The 14,906-nt window shown below is 65.8% G+C and carries 14 protein-coding genes; 4 read left to right on the plus strand and 10 right to left on the minus strand.

Features of this window, described 5'->3' with window-relative positions; translation table 11 throughout:
* Positions 1-405 precede the first annotated feature (405 nt).
* Genes virB11 through P0Y59_09040 form a run of 8 tightly spaced genes read right to left on the minus strand, consistent with a single transcriptional unit; the run spans position 406 to position 8,286 of the window.
* Positions 406-1,404 (minus strand): P-type DNA transfer ATPase VirB11, encoded by a 999-nt coding sequence (virB11, locus tag P0Y59_09005; GenBank protein ID WEK01794.1) that lies wholly within the window; start codon positions 1,402-1,404, stop codon positions 406-408.
* Positions 1,401-2,510 (minus strand): TrbI/VirB10 family protein, encoded by a 1,110-nt coding sequence (locus tag P0Y59_09010; protein WEK01795.1) that lies wholly within the window; start codon positions 2,508-2,510, stop codon positions 1,401-1,403. The genes virB11 and P0Y59_09010 overlap by 4 nt, the downstream gene beginning before the upstream one ends.
* A complete protein-coding gene (locus P0Y59_09015) occupies positions 2,510-3,205 on the minus strand; it encodes a TrbG/VirB9 family P-type conjugative transfer protein (GenBank protein WEK01796.1) in 696 nt (231 codons plus the stop codon). Before P0Y59_09015 ends, P0Y59_09010 begins: the two co-directional genes overlap by 1 nt.
* Positions 3,202-4,050: a VirB8/TrbF family protein gene (locus tag P0Y59_09020; protein ID WEK01797.1), complete on the minus strand. Its 849-nt coding sequence runs from the start codon at positions 4,048-4,050 to the stop codon at positions 3,202-3,204. Before P0Y59_09020 ends, P0Y59_09015 begins: the two co-directional genes overlap by 4 nt.
* The gene (locus P0Y59_09025) at positions 4,047-5,312 is read right to left on the minus strand and encodes a type IV secretion system protein (protein WEK01798.1); all 1,266 of its coding nucleotides are present in this window, start codon (positions 5,310-5,312) and stop codon (positions 4,047-4,049) included. Before P0Y59_09025 ends, P0Y59_09020 begins: the two co-directional genes overlap by 4 nt.
* Entirely contained in the window at positions 5,312-7,684 is a 2,373-nt protein-coding gene (locus tag P0Y59_09030; GenBank protein WEK01799.1) for a VirB4 family type IV secretion/conjugal transfer ATPase, read from the minus strand. Before P0Y59_09030 ends, P0Y59_09025 begins: the two co-directional genes overlap by 1 nt.
* Positions 7,663-7,947 (minus strand): type IV secretion system protein VirB3, encoded by a 285-nt coding sequence (locus tag P0Y59_09035; protein WEK01800.1) that lies wholly within the window; start codon positions 7,945-7,947, stop codon positions 7,663-7,665. Before P0Y59_09035 ends, P0Y59_09030 begins: the two co-directional genes overlap by 22 nt.
* Positions 7,948-7,950: 3 nt before the next feature.
* Positions 7,951-8,286 carry a TrbC/VirB2 family protein gene (locus P0Y59_09040; protein WEK01801.1) on the minus strand — a complete coding sequence of 112 codons (336 nt, stop codon included), beginning with the start codon at positions 8,284-8,286 and terminating at the stop codon, positions 7,951-7,953.
* A gap of 131 nt (positions 8,287-8,417) precedes the next feature.
* Between P0Y59_09040 and P0Y59_09045 the strand changes: the two genes are divergently transcribed.
* Complete coding sequence (locus P0Y59_09045) at positions 8,418-9,635, plus strand: nucleotidyltransferase family protein (GenBank protein ID WEK01802.1); 1,218 nt, start codon at positions 8,418-8,420, stop codon at positions 9,633-9,635.
* A gap of 96 nt (positions 9,636-9,731) precedes the next feature.
* Here the strand turns inward: P0Y59_09045 and P0Y59_09050 are convergent, their stop codons facing one another.
* Together P0Y59_09050 and P0Y59_09055 are read right to left on the minus strand one after the other, a co-directional pair.
* On the minus strand, positions 9,732-11,021 hold the full coding sequence (locus tag P0Y59_09050) for an MFS transporter (protein WEK01803.1): 1,290 nt from the start codon (positions 11,019-11,021) through the stop codon (positions 9,732-9,734).
* 22 nt (positions 11,022-11,043) lie between these two features.
* Positions 11,044-11,838, minus strand: coding sequence for a 2-keto-4-pentenoate hydratase (locus P0Y59_09055; protein WEK01804.1), 795 nt, complete (start codon positions 11,836-11,838; stop codon positions 11,044-11,046).
* Positions 11,839-11,994: 156 nt separating this feature from the next.
* On the opposite strand from P0Y59_09055, the gene P0Y59_09060 reads away from it, so the two are divergent.
* The 3 genes from P0Y59_09060 to kduD all read left to right on the plus strand — a co-directional run bounded on the left by P0Y59_09060 (position 11,995) and on the right by kduD (position 14,823).
* Positions 11,995-13,014, plus strand: coding sequence for a LacI family DNA-binding transcriptional regulator (locus tag P0Y59_09060; GenBank protein ID WEK02540.1), 1,020 nt, complete (start codon positions 11,995-11,997; stop codon positions 13,012-13,014).
* An 88-nt stretch (positions 13,015-13,102) separates the two neighbouring features.
* Complete coding sequence (gene kduI / locus P0Y59_09065) at positions 13,103-13,942, plus strand: 5-dehydro-4-deoxy-D-glucuronate isomerase (protein WEK01805.1); 840 nt, start codon at positions 13,103-13,105, stop codon at positions 13,940-13,942.
* Positions 13,943-14,067: 125 nt separating this feature from the next.
* Positions 14,068-14,823 carry a 2-dehydro-3-deoxy-D-gluconate 5-dehydrogenase KduD gene (kduD, locus tag P0Y59_09070; GenBank protein WEK01806.1) on the plus strand — a complete coding sequence of 252 codons (756 nt, stop codon included), beginning with the start codon at positions 14,068-14,070 and terminating at the stop codon, positions 14,821-14,823.
* Positions 14,824-14,906: the final 83 nt, after the last annotated feature.

Raw genomic sequence — 14,906 nt, forward strand, 5'->3', positions numbered from 1 at the left:
CATGCCCGTACGCTGGCGGATCGATTCAACGGGCGTGAAGAATGGCGCAGCGTGGCGTCGGGCGAAGGCTCCCGTCCACGCTTTTTCTCATTGTGGTCAACATCGAATTCCCTGTTCCGGCGGAATTTTCCCTGTTCCCGGGTTTGAAATTCCCTGTTCTTCGATAACAGGGAATCTTGCTATAAGGTTCTTTTATATAAAGAGAATATTGAACACAGAGCCCACAGAACGGCTGAAGAAAAAACAAAATTCCCTGTTAATCGGGAATAACAGGGAATTGCCCGTCAGGCAGCAGCTTCTCGACCGCCCATGCCGGATCTGGAGAAAGGGAAGTCGTGTCGATAGCACGCGCCGACAAGCTGCCCCGCGCAGGCAACTAACCAGCCACAACGTGACCGAAAACCATTATCCCCGCCGGCGTAGCACCACCTCGGCCACATGCCGCCGCCCACCCGCGCGGGCGAGCTGGACGAACACATCGACCGTGCTGCGGACATAGTGAAGCACATCGTCCCGGTTAAGCCGCGTGCCGGTCTGCAACACCAGCAAGGCGATCTGCTCGACCGCTCGTTCGGCGCTGTCGGCATGGACGGTGGTCATCGATCCGGGATGGCCGGTATTGACCGCGCGCAGGAACGCATAGGCCTCCTCGCCACGCAGTTCGCCCAGGATGATCCGGTCGGGCCGCATGCGCAGCGACGCACCGAGCAGATCGTCAGCGCTCACCCGCGCCTCGCCCAGCGCGCTCCGTGCCGCGAGCAGGCCGACGGCATTGTCATGGCGCAGATGAAGCTCGGGGGTATCCTCGATCAGGATCAGCCGCTCCTCAGCCGGGATCTCGCGGATCAGCGCGTTGAGGAAGGTGGTCTTGCCCGTCGAGGTACCGCCGGAGACGAGGATATTCTTGCGCGCCTTGACCGCCATGGCCAGCATGCCGGCGATATCGCCTGAATCGAGCATCGACGTCAGCGCACGATCCACGTCGGTCGTGTCTTCTTCGCCATGCCGCGTTTCGGCAAAGGCCCCGCTGGCGACATAGTCGCCGAGTGCGAGGTCGGGCGAAACATGCTTGCGGATCGCGAGGGCGAGCGGCCCGCGCGTCGCGGGCGGCCCGACGACCTGAACGCGCGCGCCATCCGGTAAGGTAGCGGAGAGCAACGGATGCTCGCGACTGATACCCTGGTGCGAGAGTGCCGCGATCTGGCGCGCGAGTCGCGAGAGCGTCGCCTCGTCGAGCCCGGGCGTTTCGTGCCGCTCGATCGTGCCACTGGTCGTCTCGACCCAGACCTCGCCGGGACGATTGACATAGATGTCGGTCACGTCCGTCCGTTCGAGCACGCCCGCGAGCGGCGAGAGATAGCTGCGCAGATAGACCGGGCGGTCGTCCCGCGCCGCCGCGCTCACCGTTTGGTCTCGACGCTGGTGAAATCCAGGTCGCGCGCCACGAACACGCTGATCGCGGTGCCCTGCTTCACTTTCAGGGTCGGCTGGATCTGCTGGGCCTGGGTCAATCCCCCGGTCGCGTTCTGCAAGGTGTTCGGCAGCGCGACGATCACCGGCGAGTTCGAATTGCCGATGCGCGAGGCGAGATTGACCCCCACATCGAGCGCCGATTGCAGGATCGCCGAGCTGAAACGCTCGAAGAAATGGGTATTGACCTTGCCCTTGATCCCGACGCGTCCGAGCGGGTCGGCGGCGGGCGACCCCAGCGCGATGGTCACGCCATCCGGGCGGACGAGGCGGGTCCACATCACCATCGCGCGATTCTGGCCGGGCTGGAGATCGGCGCGATACTCGCCGATCAGCCGGCTGCCGCGCTGGATCAATACCCTGCTGCCGTCGAAGCCGCGCACGTCGCGTTGAATGAGCGCGCGGGCAAGGCCTGGCCTGGTCGAATCGAGCGCCGTCTCCAGCACGGCGGGGATCAGCGTGCCCTGCGGCACGGTGGTCGGGCGATGCCGCATCACGCTCGCGCGGGCACGCGTGGCGAGTGCGGTACCGCCGCCGTCTCCGGCAGCAGCCGGCGCGCCGTCGGCGGCAGCGACAGCCCCGGCATCGCCCGTCGTCGTATCGAGGACCAGTGCCGGATCCGCGGTGGCACGCGCCCGTGCCGGCGGCTCCATATTGACCGGTGGCTGCGCCATCGGTTGCGGCACGTAGACGATCTGCGGCGGCTGCATGCGCGGCGGCGATGGTGGTGGCGGCGGCGGTGGTGCCGGGGTCTCGACCGCGACCGGCGCGGGTGGCGCCGGCGGTATGTAGAGCGGTGCCGGCTGCGGGGCGGCACCACCGAGATTGTCGTCGAAGCGTGGCTTGATGATCGGCGCCGTCAGCGACCGTCGCCGCATGTCGAGAACGCTGAACAGGATCACCGCGACAAGGCCGAGACCGATCGCGAATATCCACCAGGGCATGCCCGACGGCGGCAACGCGACCACCGGTCGAACGCTGGATTCCCCCTCGGCGCCGATCCGGGGATCGCCGCGATCGGCAGAGGATGATATCCCCATCAGCGCTTCGCCCTTGGGATCACGCGCACCGCGCTCGCCAGATCCTTGTCGAGACGGAACAACAGCTTCGGCTTGATGCTGTCGATCACATACTGGCCGTCGCGCATCGCGCCGTCGACCAGCATCTCCCGCCCCTTCTCGTCGATCGCGAAGATCGCCGGCAGCGGCCTGTCCGGCGGCCAGACGATATAGGTTTTCTCGCCATCGTCATCGATTTCGGTCGGTCGGATCGCACGCGACCCGCCGAGCTTGTAGCGGCCGGGCTGCTTAGCTGGCGTGGCCGTCGCGATGCTCGCGACGGCGGGCGCTGGGTAGGTGAAGCGCACCGTATAGGCCATGTCCGGCAACGGTCCGTACAAGGGCAGCAGATCGAACACATAGGTGCGGGCGTCGGTCACCACGGTCAGGTTGGTGGTGACGCCTGATTGCACCGCCTTGATGAACAGGTGATCGCCGCGCTTGTTGGGTGTGACCTGCCACGCGCCGCTGTCGCCGATCGCGACATTCTCGACCCGCTCGTCCGGCGCGAATTCCACACTGAGCTGATAGCCCGTCGCGACCTGCAATTGCACGACCTGGTTGGTGTCGTAGAGCACCGACTGGACTCGCGGATCGCCCGGGCCCGGCGTAGGCCGTATCTGGGCCGTGACCGCCACCGGCAGGAGCAGGGCAAGCAGGAACGCCGCAAACCTCAAAGCTCGACCTCCGGCCGCGCTGGACGGTTCGGCGCGCGCTGGGGAACCGGAAAGGCGGGCGGAGCCGCCGCCGGGACACCGTTCTGCACCGGCGCCTGCGTGGTGGTCGTCGTCGTTGTCGTCGTGGACGAATCGGTCGCCGCGGCCGGCGCCGGCTCCGGCGGCGACACATCCTCGGCATCGCGGCGATAGCCGGTGACCTGGAAGCCGAGCGGGTTCACGAAACGATCCTCGCGGGTCATCGGCTCGCCCGAGAAGCGGTAGCGGATCACCGCGACCCATGACTGGACCGGCTGGGCATGGCCACCGGCATCCTGGCGCTGCGTGTCGAACCGGACGAGGGTCGAATTGCCACCCAGCGGCGACACGCTCTTCACCCGGGTGCTCACGACGGTCGTCCGCGGATAACGGGCGAGCGGGCTGGCCGGGTTGGACACCTGGACGCTCGATACATAGTCGGCCTTGGCGGGATCGGCCGACCACAGGGTGGTCTTGCGGTAATTGGCCTGAAGCTCCGCGATATCGAAGCTTTCACGCGCGATGACATATTGCACCAGGAAGGACTGGGTCAGCGCCTTGTCCGGCGCGATCCGATTGGCGTCGAGCGGCTTCAGTGCTTCGACGAAGCCGGTGTGGCGATCGACCAGCAACGTATAGGGCTCGACCGTCTTGAGCGGCATCAGCACGATCAGCGCGATCGCTTCGCACACCGCGACCGTGCCGGCAGCCGCCGCGACGATCCACGCGGTACGGCGCGAGGCACGCAGCAGATCCTGCCGGTCGCTCGCCCAGCTTTCCGCCTCACGATAATAGGCGTCGAGCGATTCTCGTGAAGTCTTCTTCATGCGTTCCTGTCCCGCCGGGACGCGCCGACCGATACGCGTCCGCGCGTGCGGCGCCGATAGCTTTGGCCCAGCGGCACCGGTGCCGCCACCGGAATATCACGCGACACGGCCTGGGTCGTCCCCCGATGAGAAAGCTGCGCGGGGGGCGGCGGCGCCACGCCGGCCTCGCGCCGCTGGCTGGCGGCGACCGCGTCGGCCACCGAATGAGCGCGGGTGCGCGGGTCGGCGATCTCGTGCTGCTGGGTGCCGGCCAGCGCAGGCCGTGGAGCCTGATCGCGCAATATCTCGGCCCAGCGCGACACCGTGCCGCGCCACGCGACCGGCATGCGGAACCCCTGCGCAACGCGCGCGGTTGCGATCAGCGCCGCGAGCAGGGTCAGCGCGAACACCAGGGTCAGCGCGAGCAGCTCGGTCGGCACCGATGGCGTCGGGATGTTCTGGCGACGCAGTTCCAGGATCTGGAGGAGCCATGGCTCCATCAGCGCCAGTTCGACGCCCAGCACGATCGCCGTCGACAATGCGCCTAGCGCCGCCCCGGCGATTCCGCGCACCCAGCCCTCGAACAGGCCCCGTGTCGCATCGAACAGCAGGAACAAAGCAAACAGTGGCCCGAGCGCGAGGAGCAGCCCGGCGACCACCCGCACCGACGCGAACGACGCGATCGCGCCGGTCAGGTACAGGGTCCGCGCCTGGCTGAGCATGGTCGCGTCGCGGGTCGGGTCCCAGCGCGGCTTTTGCTGCAATTGCTGCAGCCGCTGATATTGCTGCTGCTGTTGCTGCGGCGTCAGCGGCTGGGTCGGCCCGACGATCTCCTCGGCGTCGGCCGGCTTGCCGGTGCCGATCCGCTGAAGCTCCGACAGGCCATTGTCGATCCCCTGGAGCCGCCCGACCAGGCCACCGCCCGACCCGGGCAGCCCGGCTGAACCGCCAATGCTCGCCGCCAGTTCGGCCGGCCCGTGCATCGCGACATTATAGGCAAGCGTGCGGAAAGCGGGCCAGCTCGTCGCCAGCGCCAGCACCACGCCGATCTTGACCAGCGCCAGCACGCCGTCGCGCGCACCGGGCACCTGCCCCAGGATCATGCGATAGCCGAACAGCGCGACGAAGATGGTCAGCAGCCCGGTCAGCAGCACCGCGACGGTCGAGCCCGGCGCGGTCAGGGCCTGATAGCCATTCTCCCCGATCGCCTGGACCTGGCAATCGACATAGTTCAGCACGCCGGCAAGGAAGGCGCCGCCGGGAGAGATCGATGGGCATGCCATCAGACACGCTCCAGCAGGCGCGGGATCCAGCTCTGCGGATCGTCCCCGCTCTCGGCGCGGATCTCGTCGAGCAGTCGCACCGTGCGCTCGCGGCCCGACAGGATCGTCAGGATATCGCGCTCGCCCGACAGGTTGAGCCGCGCCACGACGCTGTCGGTGCCATGCTTGATCAGGAAACAGTGCGCGTCGTCGGGCAAGGTCCGTACGATCTCATATTCGTGCGGCGTCAGGCCGAAACCGTCGACATAATCGGCTGCCCGCGCCTTCGGATTGGTCATGAAGATCTGGGTCGCTGCCTGCTCGATGATCGCGCTGGCGATCTTGCTTTCCAGCGCGTCCTGCGCGCTCTGGGTCGCGAAGCCGACGATGCCGTTCCTTTTCCGGATCGTCTTCTCCCAATCCTTGATGCGGCGGACGAACACCTCGTCGTCGAGCGCCTTCCATCCCTCGTCGACGACGATGATCGCCGCCGTCCCGTCGAGCCGTTCCTCGACGCGGTGGAAGAGGTACATCATCGCTGGGGTCCGCACCGCCGGATCGTCGAGGATCGCGGTCATGTCGAACCCGACTGCCTCGGCGGAGAGATCGGTCAGATCCTCCTCATTGTCGAACAGCCAGGCCCGCTCGCCCTCGCCCCACCAGGGCCTCAGTCGCGCCCAGAGATCGGCAGCATGCGGGCGATGCCCCCCGCGAAACAGCTCGGCGAAATGGCGAAGTCGCCGATGCTCGCGCGGCTGGGCGAAGTTCGCGTCGACCGCGTCCCTGATCTTCGCCATGTCGTCGATGTCGGCGCCGCCGGCGAGTTGCGCGACCCAGTCGATCAGGAACTGGCGGTTGCCCGGATTGTCCTCGATCTGAAGCGGGTTGAGGCCGGACGCCTCGCCCGGACGCAACAGATCGTACCGTCCGCCGATCGCGCGGATGAACAGTTCCGCGCCGCGATCCTTGTCGAAGAAGATCACGCGCGGATGGAACTTTCGCGCCTGGGCGAGCAGGAAGTTGAGCACCACCGTCTTGCCCGAGCCCGATGGTCCGATCACAGTGAAATTGCCCAGATCGCCCTGGTGGAAGTTGAAATAATAGGGTCCCGCCGCCGTCGTCTCGAGCAGCGTCACCGCATCGCCCCAGTGATTGCCCTCCGCACGCCCGAGCGGGAAATTATGGCTGCTGGCGAATCCCGCGAAATTGCCGGTCGAGATCAGCCCGCGCCGCGCGATATATTTGAAGTTGCCCGGAAACTGGGCCCAGAAGGCCGGCTCCAGCGCAATCTCCTCGCGCACGGCGATGATACCGAGATCCGCGAGAGATGCCTGTACCTCGGCCACGCCGGCATCGACCGCGGCGGGCGTGTCGCCGCGCACCGCGATCGTCATGTGATGTTCGCCGAACCCGGCGCGGCCGGCGGCGACCTCATCCTTCGCGTTCGACAGTTCGCCGCGCAGGCTCACCGCCTCGTCCTCGGCGGAACGCATGCGCCGGAGCGCCAGGTTCATCTTGCCAAGCGCCGCCTGCCGGTCGACGAAACCGAACGACTGCGACACGGTCAGTTCGAAGGGCAGCCGCAGCAATTCGTCGAGCATGCCCGGCGCGGTCTGCGCCGGATAATCCTTGATCGAGACCAGCCCGACAAAGCCGCGCGCGGTGTTGCCCGCCGGACCAAGCTCCACCGTCTCCTCGCCGAAACTGACTCGGCGATAGGGGATATAGCTGCCGGCATCCTGCATCGGCATCAGCACCGGCCGCATCTCGCCATTGTAGAGCGCTGACAGGAATTCGAGCGGCTCCGAGCACATGCCCTGCCTGGTTTCATAGGCACCAAGCAGTCGCGGCGCGTAGCTGCCGAGTTGCGCCAGCAACGCATCGCGCGCACCGTCGAGCTGGCGCAGCTCATTGGCTGACGCCGCCTCCGACGTGGTGGTCGCGCGTCCGAATATGCCGCGCACCCGATCGGCGATGCCGACGCGCCCCTGCAATGGCCGCCGGATCAGCGTCACGAACAGGTCGTTGACGTAAAGCTGCTTGGTCGCCAGCCGCGCCCGCCACGCAGCATCGAGTTGCCCGGAGAATTCATCCGGGAATTTTGCCGGCAGCTCCACCTCCGCCTGGCGACGGATGACATGGTGATACAGCGCGAAGCGCGACGATCCGATCGCCTGCAGCATCGCGTCGCGAAGCACCTTGCGATAGTTGATCTCGTCGGTGTCGGCCGTCTCGAACAACAGGCCGCGCAGATGGATGAACTGCATGAGCAGTCCATCGCGCGTCTCGATCGTATGATCGTCGACGTGCCGCGCGTATGGAAGATGGGATCCCGCGAATTTTTCGCGGGCGACCGCCCGCCGGTCGGATGTCAGGGGCGGTAGGAGTTGCATCGCCAGATCTTATGGTTGCGCACACGCGGGCAGCGACCAAGGCGCGTCAGCCACAAGTCGAAGATGCGCGGCTCCCGCACGCACAGCACCACCCCGACGAGATGGACGATCAGCGCGACCCCAAGCACCCAGAAGGCGTGGAAAATCAGGAACAGCTCGGTCGCGATGACCGCGTTGAACACGAAATAGCTGTAGGTAACCCCGGCGAACATCTGCGGCCGGGTGAGCGCGACGAACAGCGGGTCCCGCTCCAGCCCGTTCATGCGTCAGTATCCGGCGCTGGCGGTGGACTGGATGCCGGCCACGATGCTTGCCGCCCCGAACAGGATGAAGCACCCCAGGATCACCGTCGCGCCGTAGCGCCAGTTGATCCGGCCGGTCAGCATCAGGAAACCGACCGAGGCAACCGCTATCACGGCGACGACCGTCGCGACCGTACCGAGCAAAGTGCCCTGAAGCCACCGCACGGCAGAAACGATCGCGCCCGAGCCTTGCGGATCGGCAAGTGTGTCCTGCGCAAGGGCAGCACTGGATTGGATCGTCGCCCAGGCAGCAGCCAACCAGCCACCGCCGCGTATTTTCTTGCCGTTCAACCCGTACATCCCCGCGTAACAGTCTGATTCGCCCGATCTCGACTTTGCGCGCTGGCTCGGCACTTGCCAACAGCTTTCGGCAACGGGTTTCCAGCAGCGGGACGAAGCGCGCGATTGCCAATCGCCCTTTTTCCAGCGGGATGCTACGCTGTACCGGCCCCATTCCACGATCAGGCAGCAGCACCATTCGCCTCAAGGCATCCCCTGAATTCGCGCTCGTCTGCGCCAGTATCGCCCGACCGCAGTCGGACGAGCGCACCGCGCGGATCGTCGCCCTGGCCGCCACCGGCATGGATTGGGGATGCGTCGAACGGATCGCCGCCCGGCACCGCGTGGCAGGACTTGTCCGCGAGGGATTGACCCATGCCGGGCTCCCGGCGCCACGCGGCATCGCCAACCGCGCTCACCAGACGACCCTATCGGCGCTCAAGAATGCGGGAGAGGCGCTTCGCCTTCAAAACCTGCTGGAGGAAACAGGGATCGAGCCGCTTTTCCTGAAGGGCTCGGCGCTTGCCATCCGCGCTTATGGGTCGATCGCGGTACGCGATTCGATCGATATCGATATGGTCGTGGCCCCCGCCGACGTCGCCCGGGCGTGGACCGTGCTCGATCAGGCCGGCTACAGGATGACCGCACCGTCGCGACCTCTCCCGCCCGGCGCGCTCAGAACCTATCAGACGATCTCCAAGGACAGCGTGCACGTCCATTCCGAACGCCGGGTAAGGGTGGAATTGCACTGGCGGCTTTCCGATGCTGCGGGCGAAGCGGGTATGCCGCCCGTGAGCGATCATCGAATGGTCGAGGTTCCCGGCTCCGGCGCGCTTCGGACGCTCGCCGATCCGGCGTTGTTCACCTATCTGTGCGTCCACGGTTCAGGCCACGCCTGGGCCCGGCTGAAATGGCTGGCCGACATCGCCGCCCTGCTTGGCACCAGCGAGGATGGCGGCGCCGGCCTCTGGGCAGCGGCGCAGGCCGGCGGCGCGGCGCGGCCCGCCGCATCGGCGATCATGCTCGCCAACGCAGCGTTCGGAACACCCCTCCCCCCCGGTTTCGTCCCGCCGCGATCCCTCCGGCTGGCGCTGCTCAACCGGCTGGCACTGCGGGTGATGGCTGCCGGCGGCGGCGCCCGGGAATTGGCTGACACGCCGTGGAATTCGGTGGTCGAACCAAGTGCGACGCTACTGACCCTGTCGCGCTGGCGCGATGCCTGGTCGCACGTCCGGCGCGTGGCGATCCCGGCTGAAGACGTGGTGCTGCTTCGCCTGCCCGCCGGATTGAGCGGACTCTACCCTCTGCTGCGCCTGCCGCTCTGGATCTGGAAGCGATCGCCCTGGTCGCCGCGAAAACGGACTGCCTGAGCCAAGCCAGCGGGAAATGGTCCCGTTCGCATCGACAAGCTCGGCTTGCTCGACACGAACGGTGATTTTCAGTTCGATGGACAAGCGCGCTCGACTTCACTTCACGCGGGCGAGCCTCGGCGACAGCAGATGCACCACGCCGACGGCGACCAGATAGACGCTGCCGGCCACCGCGAAGATCAGCGTATAACTGCCCGTGGTCTGCAGGATGTACCCGGTGAACCAGGCCATCCCCATGCCCCCGACAGCGCCGACCGTGCCGCCGATCCCGACGACCGACCCTACCGCCCCACGCGGGAACATGTCCGAGGGGATGGTGTAGAGGTTCGCCGAAAAAGCCTGGTGCGCTGCGGTAGCGAGCCCGACAATGCCGACCGCAAGCCACAGATTGTCGACATATTGAGCAAAGAAGATCGGCATCACCAGGAAGGCGCAGGCAAGCATGGTCAGCTTGCGCGCGACGTTCGCGGAAACGCCGCGCTTCATCATCGTCGAGGATGACCAGCCGCCGGCGACGCTGCCGAGGTCGGAGATGAGATAAATCACGATCAACGGTGGACCGAAGCTCTTGAGATCGAGATGATAGGTCTTGGCGAGGAAATCCGGCGTCCAGAACAGGAAAAGCCACCAGATCGGGTCGATCAGGAATTTGCCCAGCGCATAGGCCCAGGTCTCGCGGTAGCGTATCAGGCGCAGCCAACCGATCTTCTCGACCGGATCAGCCGGGTCGCTCTCGATATGGGCGAGTTCCGCCGCCGACACGCGCGGCTGCTCGCGCGGGCGGCGATAGATCGCGATCCACGCGACCAGCCAGACCAGGCTTGCCGCGCCGGTGATGATGAAGGCCATCCGCCAGCCGAGCCCGAGCGTTACCACGATGAAGGGCACGACCACCGGCGTCACGATCGCGCCGATATTCGCGCCGGCATTGAAGATGCCAGTGGCGAGCGCCCGCTCCCTGGCGGGGAACCATTCCGACACTGCCTTGATGCCGGCGGGGAAATTCCCCGATTCGCCGACGCCGAGCACGAAGCGCGCCGCGGAGAATTGCGCGGCGGTGCCGGCGAAACCGCAGAGGGTATGGCCAAGCGTCCAGATGACGAAGGCGACCGAATAGCCGATGCGCGCGCCGATCCTGTCGATGAACCAGCCGAATGTGACATATCCGAGCGCATATGCCGCCTGGAACCAGATGATCACGGTGGCGAAATCCGTCTCGTCCCACCCGAGATCGTGGGAAATCGGCGCCTTGAGCACACCGATCATCTGACGGTCGACATAGTTGATCGCGGTGGCGGCAAAGAGCAGCCCGCAGATCACCCAGCGATACCGGCCCACCCGGGTCGCCGCCGCGTCGGCGATCTCCGGCATCGTCGATTCAGCCATCATTCCCTCCCGAAGAGCCCCTTTATGATGCCTTTATCACGCACTCCACGATCAGGTCCGCGGCGAAGCGCGCCTCGATCCGGTCCCCGATCCTGACAGCGTGTACCCCGGTTACCGCGCCACTGGAAATCCATTGTCCGGGCCTGAGCGCGATGCCCCGCTCCGCCATCAGCTCGAACAGGAAGCGTGCCGCCCCGATCGGTCCGTCGAGCATGTCCGCCGCCTTGCCGCTGCCGATGACCGCGCCGTCGATCGCGACCGATAGCGGCCAGGCATCGATGTCCGCGCTCCGCCAGTCAGGAATGGCAGCCCCTATGACGAGGCCGTTATTGTTGCCGAAATCGGAAATCGTCACCGCCGCACCGAGATCGTTGATCGCCGCCAGCGGCGAACTGGCGATCTCGATCCCGACATGCACCGCGTCGATCAACGCCGCCGCTTCCGCATGGGTGAATTGGATCTTCCCGACCGGGGGTGTCGCGCCGACACGCAACAGGAATTCGGCCTCCGCGGCGGCGAAGCCGCCGAGGAACACAGACATTGCAACGGGCTCCGCGCTAGCTGCGACGATCTGGCGCGTGAAGATCGGCCCGGCGAGCCGGTCGACGCCGTCGATCGGCGGGTTGATCCGGCCGACCTTCCAGCCGCCGATCTCCGCCTCGTTCAGCGCGATCGCGGCATCCTGCACCGCATAACCATCGGCGAGCGCGACCGGCACGGTTCCCGGATAGTCCGGCAAGGACCGCCCGGCGCGGCGCGCATCGACGAAAGATTGCGCAATGTGCCCCACTTCATGGGCGAAATCGGTGGAATCCACCCTGGTAACCCTCCCGCACGCTCTACTGGCGCTGTGTTGTTGGACCCTAAGGTAAACCGGTGTCAATGAGAAAGCCCAACTGACAGCGTTCGGGAAGTCGGTGGAAGCCGGCACGCGTTTGGCGATTTGACGAGATACGCGCTATGCCACCTGATGATACGCAAAACGGGCCTTCCCACGATCAACGATGTCGCGCGTATCGCCGGCGTTTCCAAAAAGACGGTCAGCCGCGTCATCAACCGCTCGCCGCTGCTCAGCGACGACACGCGAAAGCATGTCGAGGGCGTGATAGGCAATCTCGGCTATGTCCCTAACCCACAGGCGCGCGCGCTTGCGCTGCGACGCAACTTCCTAATCGGGCTGATCCACGACAATCCGAATGCGCAGATGGTGATGAACGTCCAGCAGGGCATTCTCGAATCGCTGCATGGCACCGAATTCGAACTGGTCGTCCGGCCGATCGACCGCGGCTCAGCCACGATGCTCGACGATGTGCGCAATTTCCTGGAGCGGCAGCGGCTGTTCGGCGTCGTCCTGCTGCCCCCCGTCAGCGAGAACAACCAGCTAGCCCAGCTCTGCGACGATATCGGGTGCCGCTATGTCCGCATGGGCTCGGCCGAGCTTGACGATTCTGCGCATATGGTCGCCTCCAACGACTGCGAGGCGGTGGCGGCGGCGGTCGATTATCTGATCGACCAGGGGCACAAGCGCATCGGGCTCGTGCTTGGCCCGCACGGCTTCCGTTCTGCGCGCGAACGTCGCCAGGGCTTCGAGCAGGCATTGAACAGTGCCGGGATCACCCTGCCCCGCTCGATGATCGCCGAGGGCAACTACACGTTCGAATCCGGGGTGATGGCGGCCGATCGCCTGCTCGACCTGATGCCGCGCCCGACCGCGATCTTCGCCTGCAACGACGAGATGGCAGCCGGCGTGCTCCATGCCGCGCGCCAACGCGGGATCGACGTGCCCCGCGACCTGTCGATCGTCGGCTTCGATGATACGCCGATCGCCGCGCATATCTGGCCTCCGCTCACGACGGTGCGCTGGCCGATCATTTCCATGGCCCGTTCCGCTGCATTGAAGCTTACCGCAGATGGGGACGAGATAGTCGAGGAGCCCTCGATGTTTCGCTCGACGCTCATTCGACGTGGCTCAGTCGCGCCTCCTCGCGATTGATCGCCGGGGATATTGCGAAAGCACGTGACACCGGTTACCCAGCGTCACGAAGAATCATGCGCGACAAGGGCGCAGCAGGAGGGACCTGATGTTCGACCGGACCTATTACGCGACGCATCCTGACATGATGGAGTGCGTGTCGAACGACGAGTTGCGGGACCGGTACCTGATCGAGGGGTTGTTCCGTGCGGGGGAATGCGTGCTGAACTACACCCATGCCGACCGTTTCGTGATCGGCGGGGTCGAGGTGGCGGATGCGCCGGTGAGGCTGCCGGACCAGACCGAGCCGGCCTCCGCCATGGGACATCCGTTCCTCGAACGGCGCGAGCTGGCGATCGTCAATGTCGGCAAGGCCGACGGCATGGTGGTGGTCGATGGCGAGAGCTTCGCGCTGGGCAACAAGGACTGCCTCTACGTCACCATGGGGGCGAAGGACGTGACCTTCTCGGGCGCCGGCGCGCGCTTCTACCTCGCCTCCTGCCCGGCGCATAAGGGCTTTACCACGCGCAAGCTCTCGATCGCCGACGCCAACGCGCTTGAACGCGGCAGCCTCGAGGAATCCAACGAGCGCACCATCTTCCAGCTCGTCATCCCGGGCGTGTGCGACTCCGCCCAGCTCGTCATGGGCCTCACCGTGCTCAAGCCGGGCAGCGTGTGGAACACCATGCCGCCCCATGTCCATGAACGCCGCAGCGAGATCTATTTCTACTTCGAGCTCGACGGACCCAATGACCGCGTCATGCACTTCATGGGCGAGGGCGACGCCATGCGCCACATCGTCGTCGCCAACGAACAATCAGTGATCAGTCCACCATGGTCGATCCATATGGGATCAGGCACCAAAGCCTATGCCTTCATCTGGGCCATGGCCGGCGAAAACCAGGATTATACCGACATGAAGGTGCTGGATATCTGCCAGCTGGCTTGATTGCTCCCCTCCCGCCTGCGGGAGGGGCTGGGGGTGGGCTAGCGCTCTCCCCCCAATGCTGCGCTTGTTAATTACGGGCGCCCACCCCCGCCCCTCCCGCAAGCGGGAGGGGAGAAAGATGGAAAATGCAAAACCCCTTCGACCTGACCGGCAAGGTCGCCATCGTCACCGGTGCCAATACCGGCATTGGCCAGGCGATCGCGCTGGCGCTTGCCGCCGCCGGTGCCGATATCGCCGCCGTCGGCCGCACCCCGGCCGAGGACACCGTGACCCAGGCCCGCGCGCTCGGCCGCCGCGCGGAAATCGTCTCCGCCGACCTTTCCACCATCGAGCCGGTCCAGCGCGTCGTCGACGAGACGCTCGGGAAGCTCGGCGGCCTCGACATCCTGGTCAACAATGCCGGGATCATCCGCCGCGCCGATGCGGTCGACTTCACCGAGGAGGATTGGGATGCGGTGGTCGACACCAACCTGAAATCCGTGTTCTTCCTGTGCCAGGCGGCAGGTCGCCACATGATCGCGAAAGGCAATGGCAAGATCATCAACATCGCCTCGATGCTCACCTTCCAGGGCGGCATCCGCGTGCCCAGCTACACCGCCTCCAAGGCCGGCATCGGCGGACTGACCAGGCTGCTCGCCAACGAATGGGCGGGCAAGGGCGTCAACGTCAACGCGATCGCCCCGGGCTATATCGCCACCAACAATACCGCCGCGCTCCAGGCCGACGAGACGCGCAACCGATCGATCCTCGAACGCATCCCCGCAGGTCGCTGGGGCAACGCATCCGATCTCGGCGGCGCCGCCGTCTTTCTCGCATCCGCCGCCGCCGATTATGTCCAGGGTCATATCCTCGCCGTCGATGGCGGATGGCTCGCTCGATGAATCTCCCGATTTCCGTTCCGACCGACCTTGTCGAAGCCTGGTTCTTTCCTTCACAGGAAGCACCGACCTTCGATCATGCGAAG

Source organism: Candidatus Sphingomonas phytovorans (assembly GCA_029202385.1).
Classification (GTDB): Bacteria; Pseudomonadota; Alphaproteobacteria; order Sphingomonadales; family Sphingomonadaceae; genus Sphingomonas; species Sphingomonas phytovorans.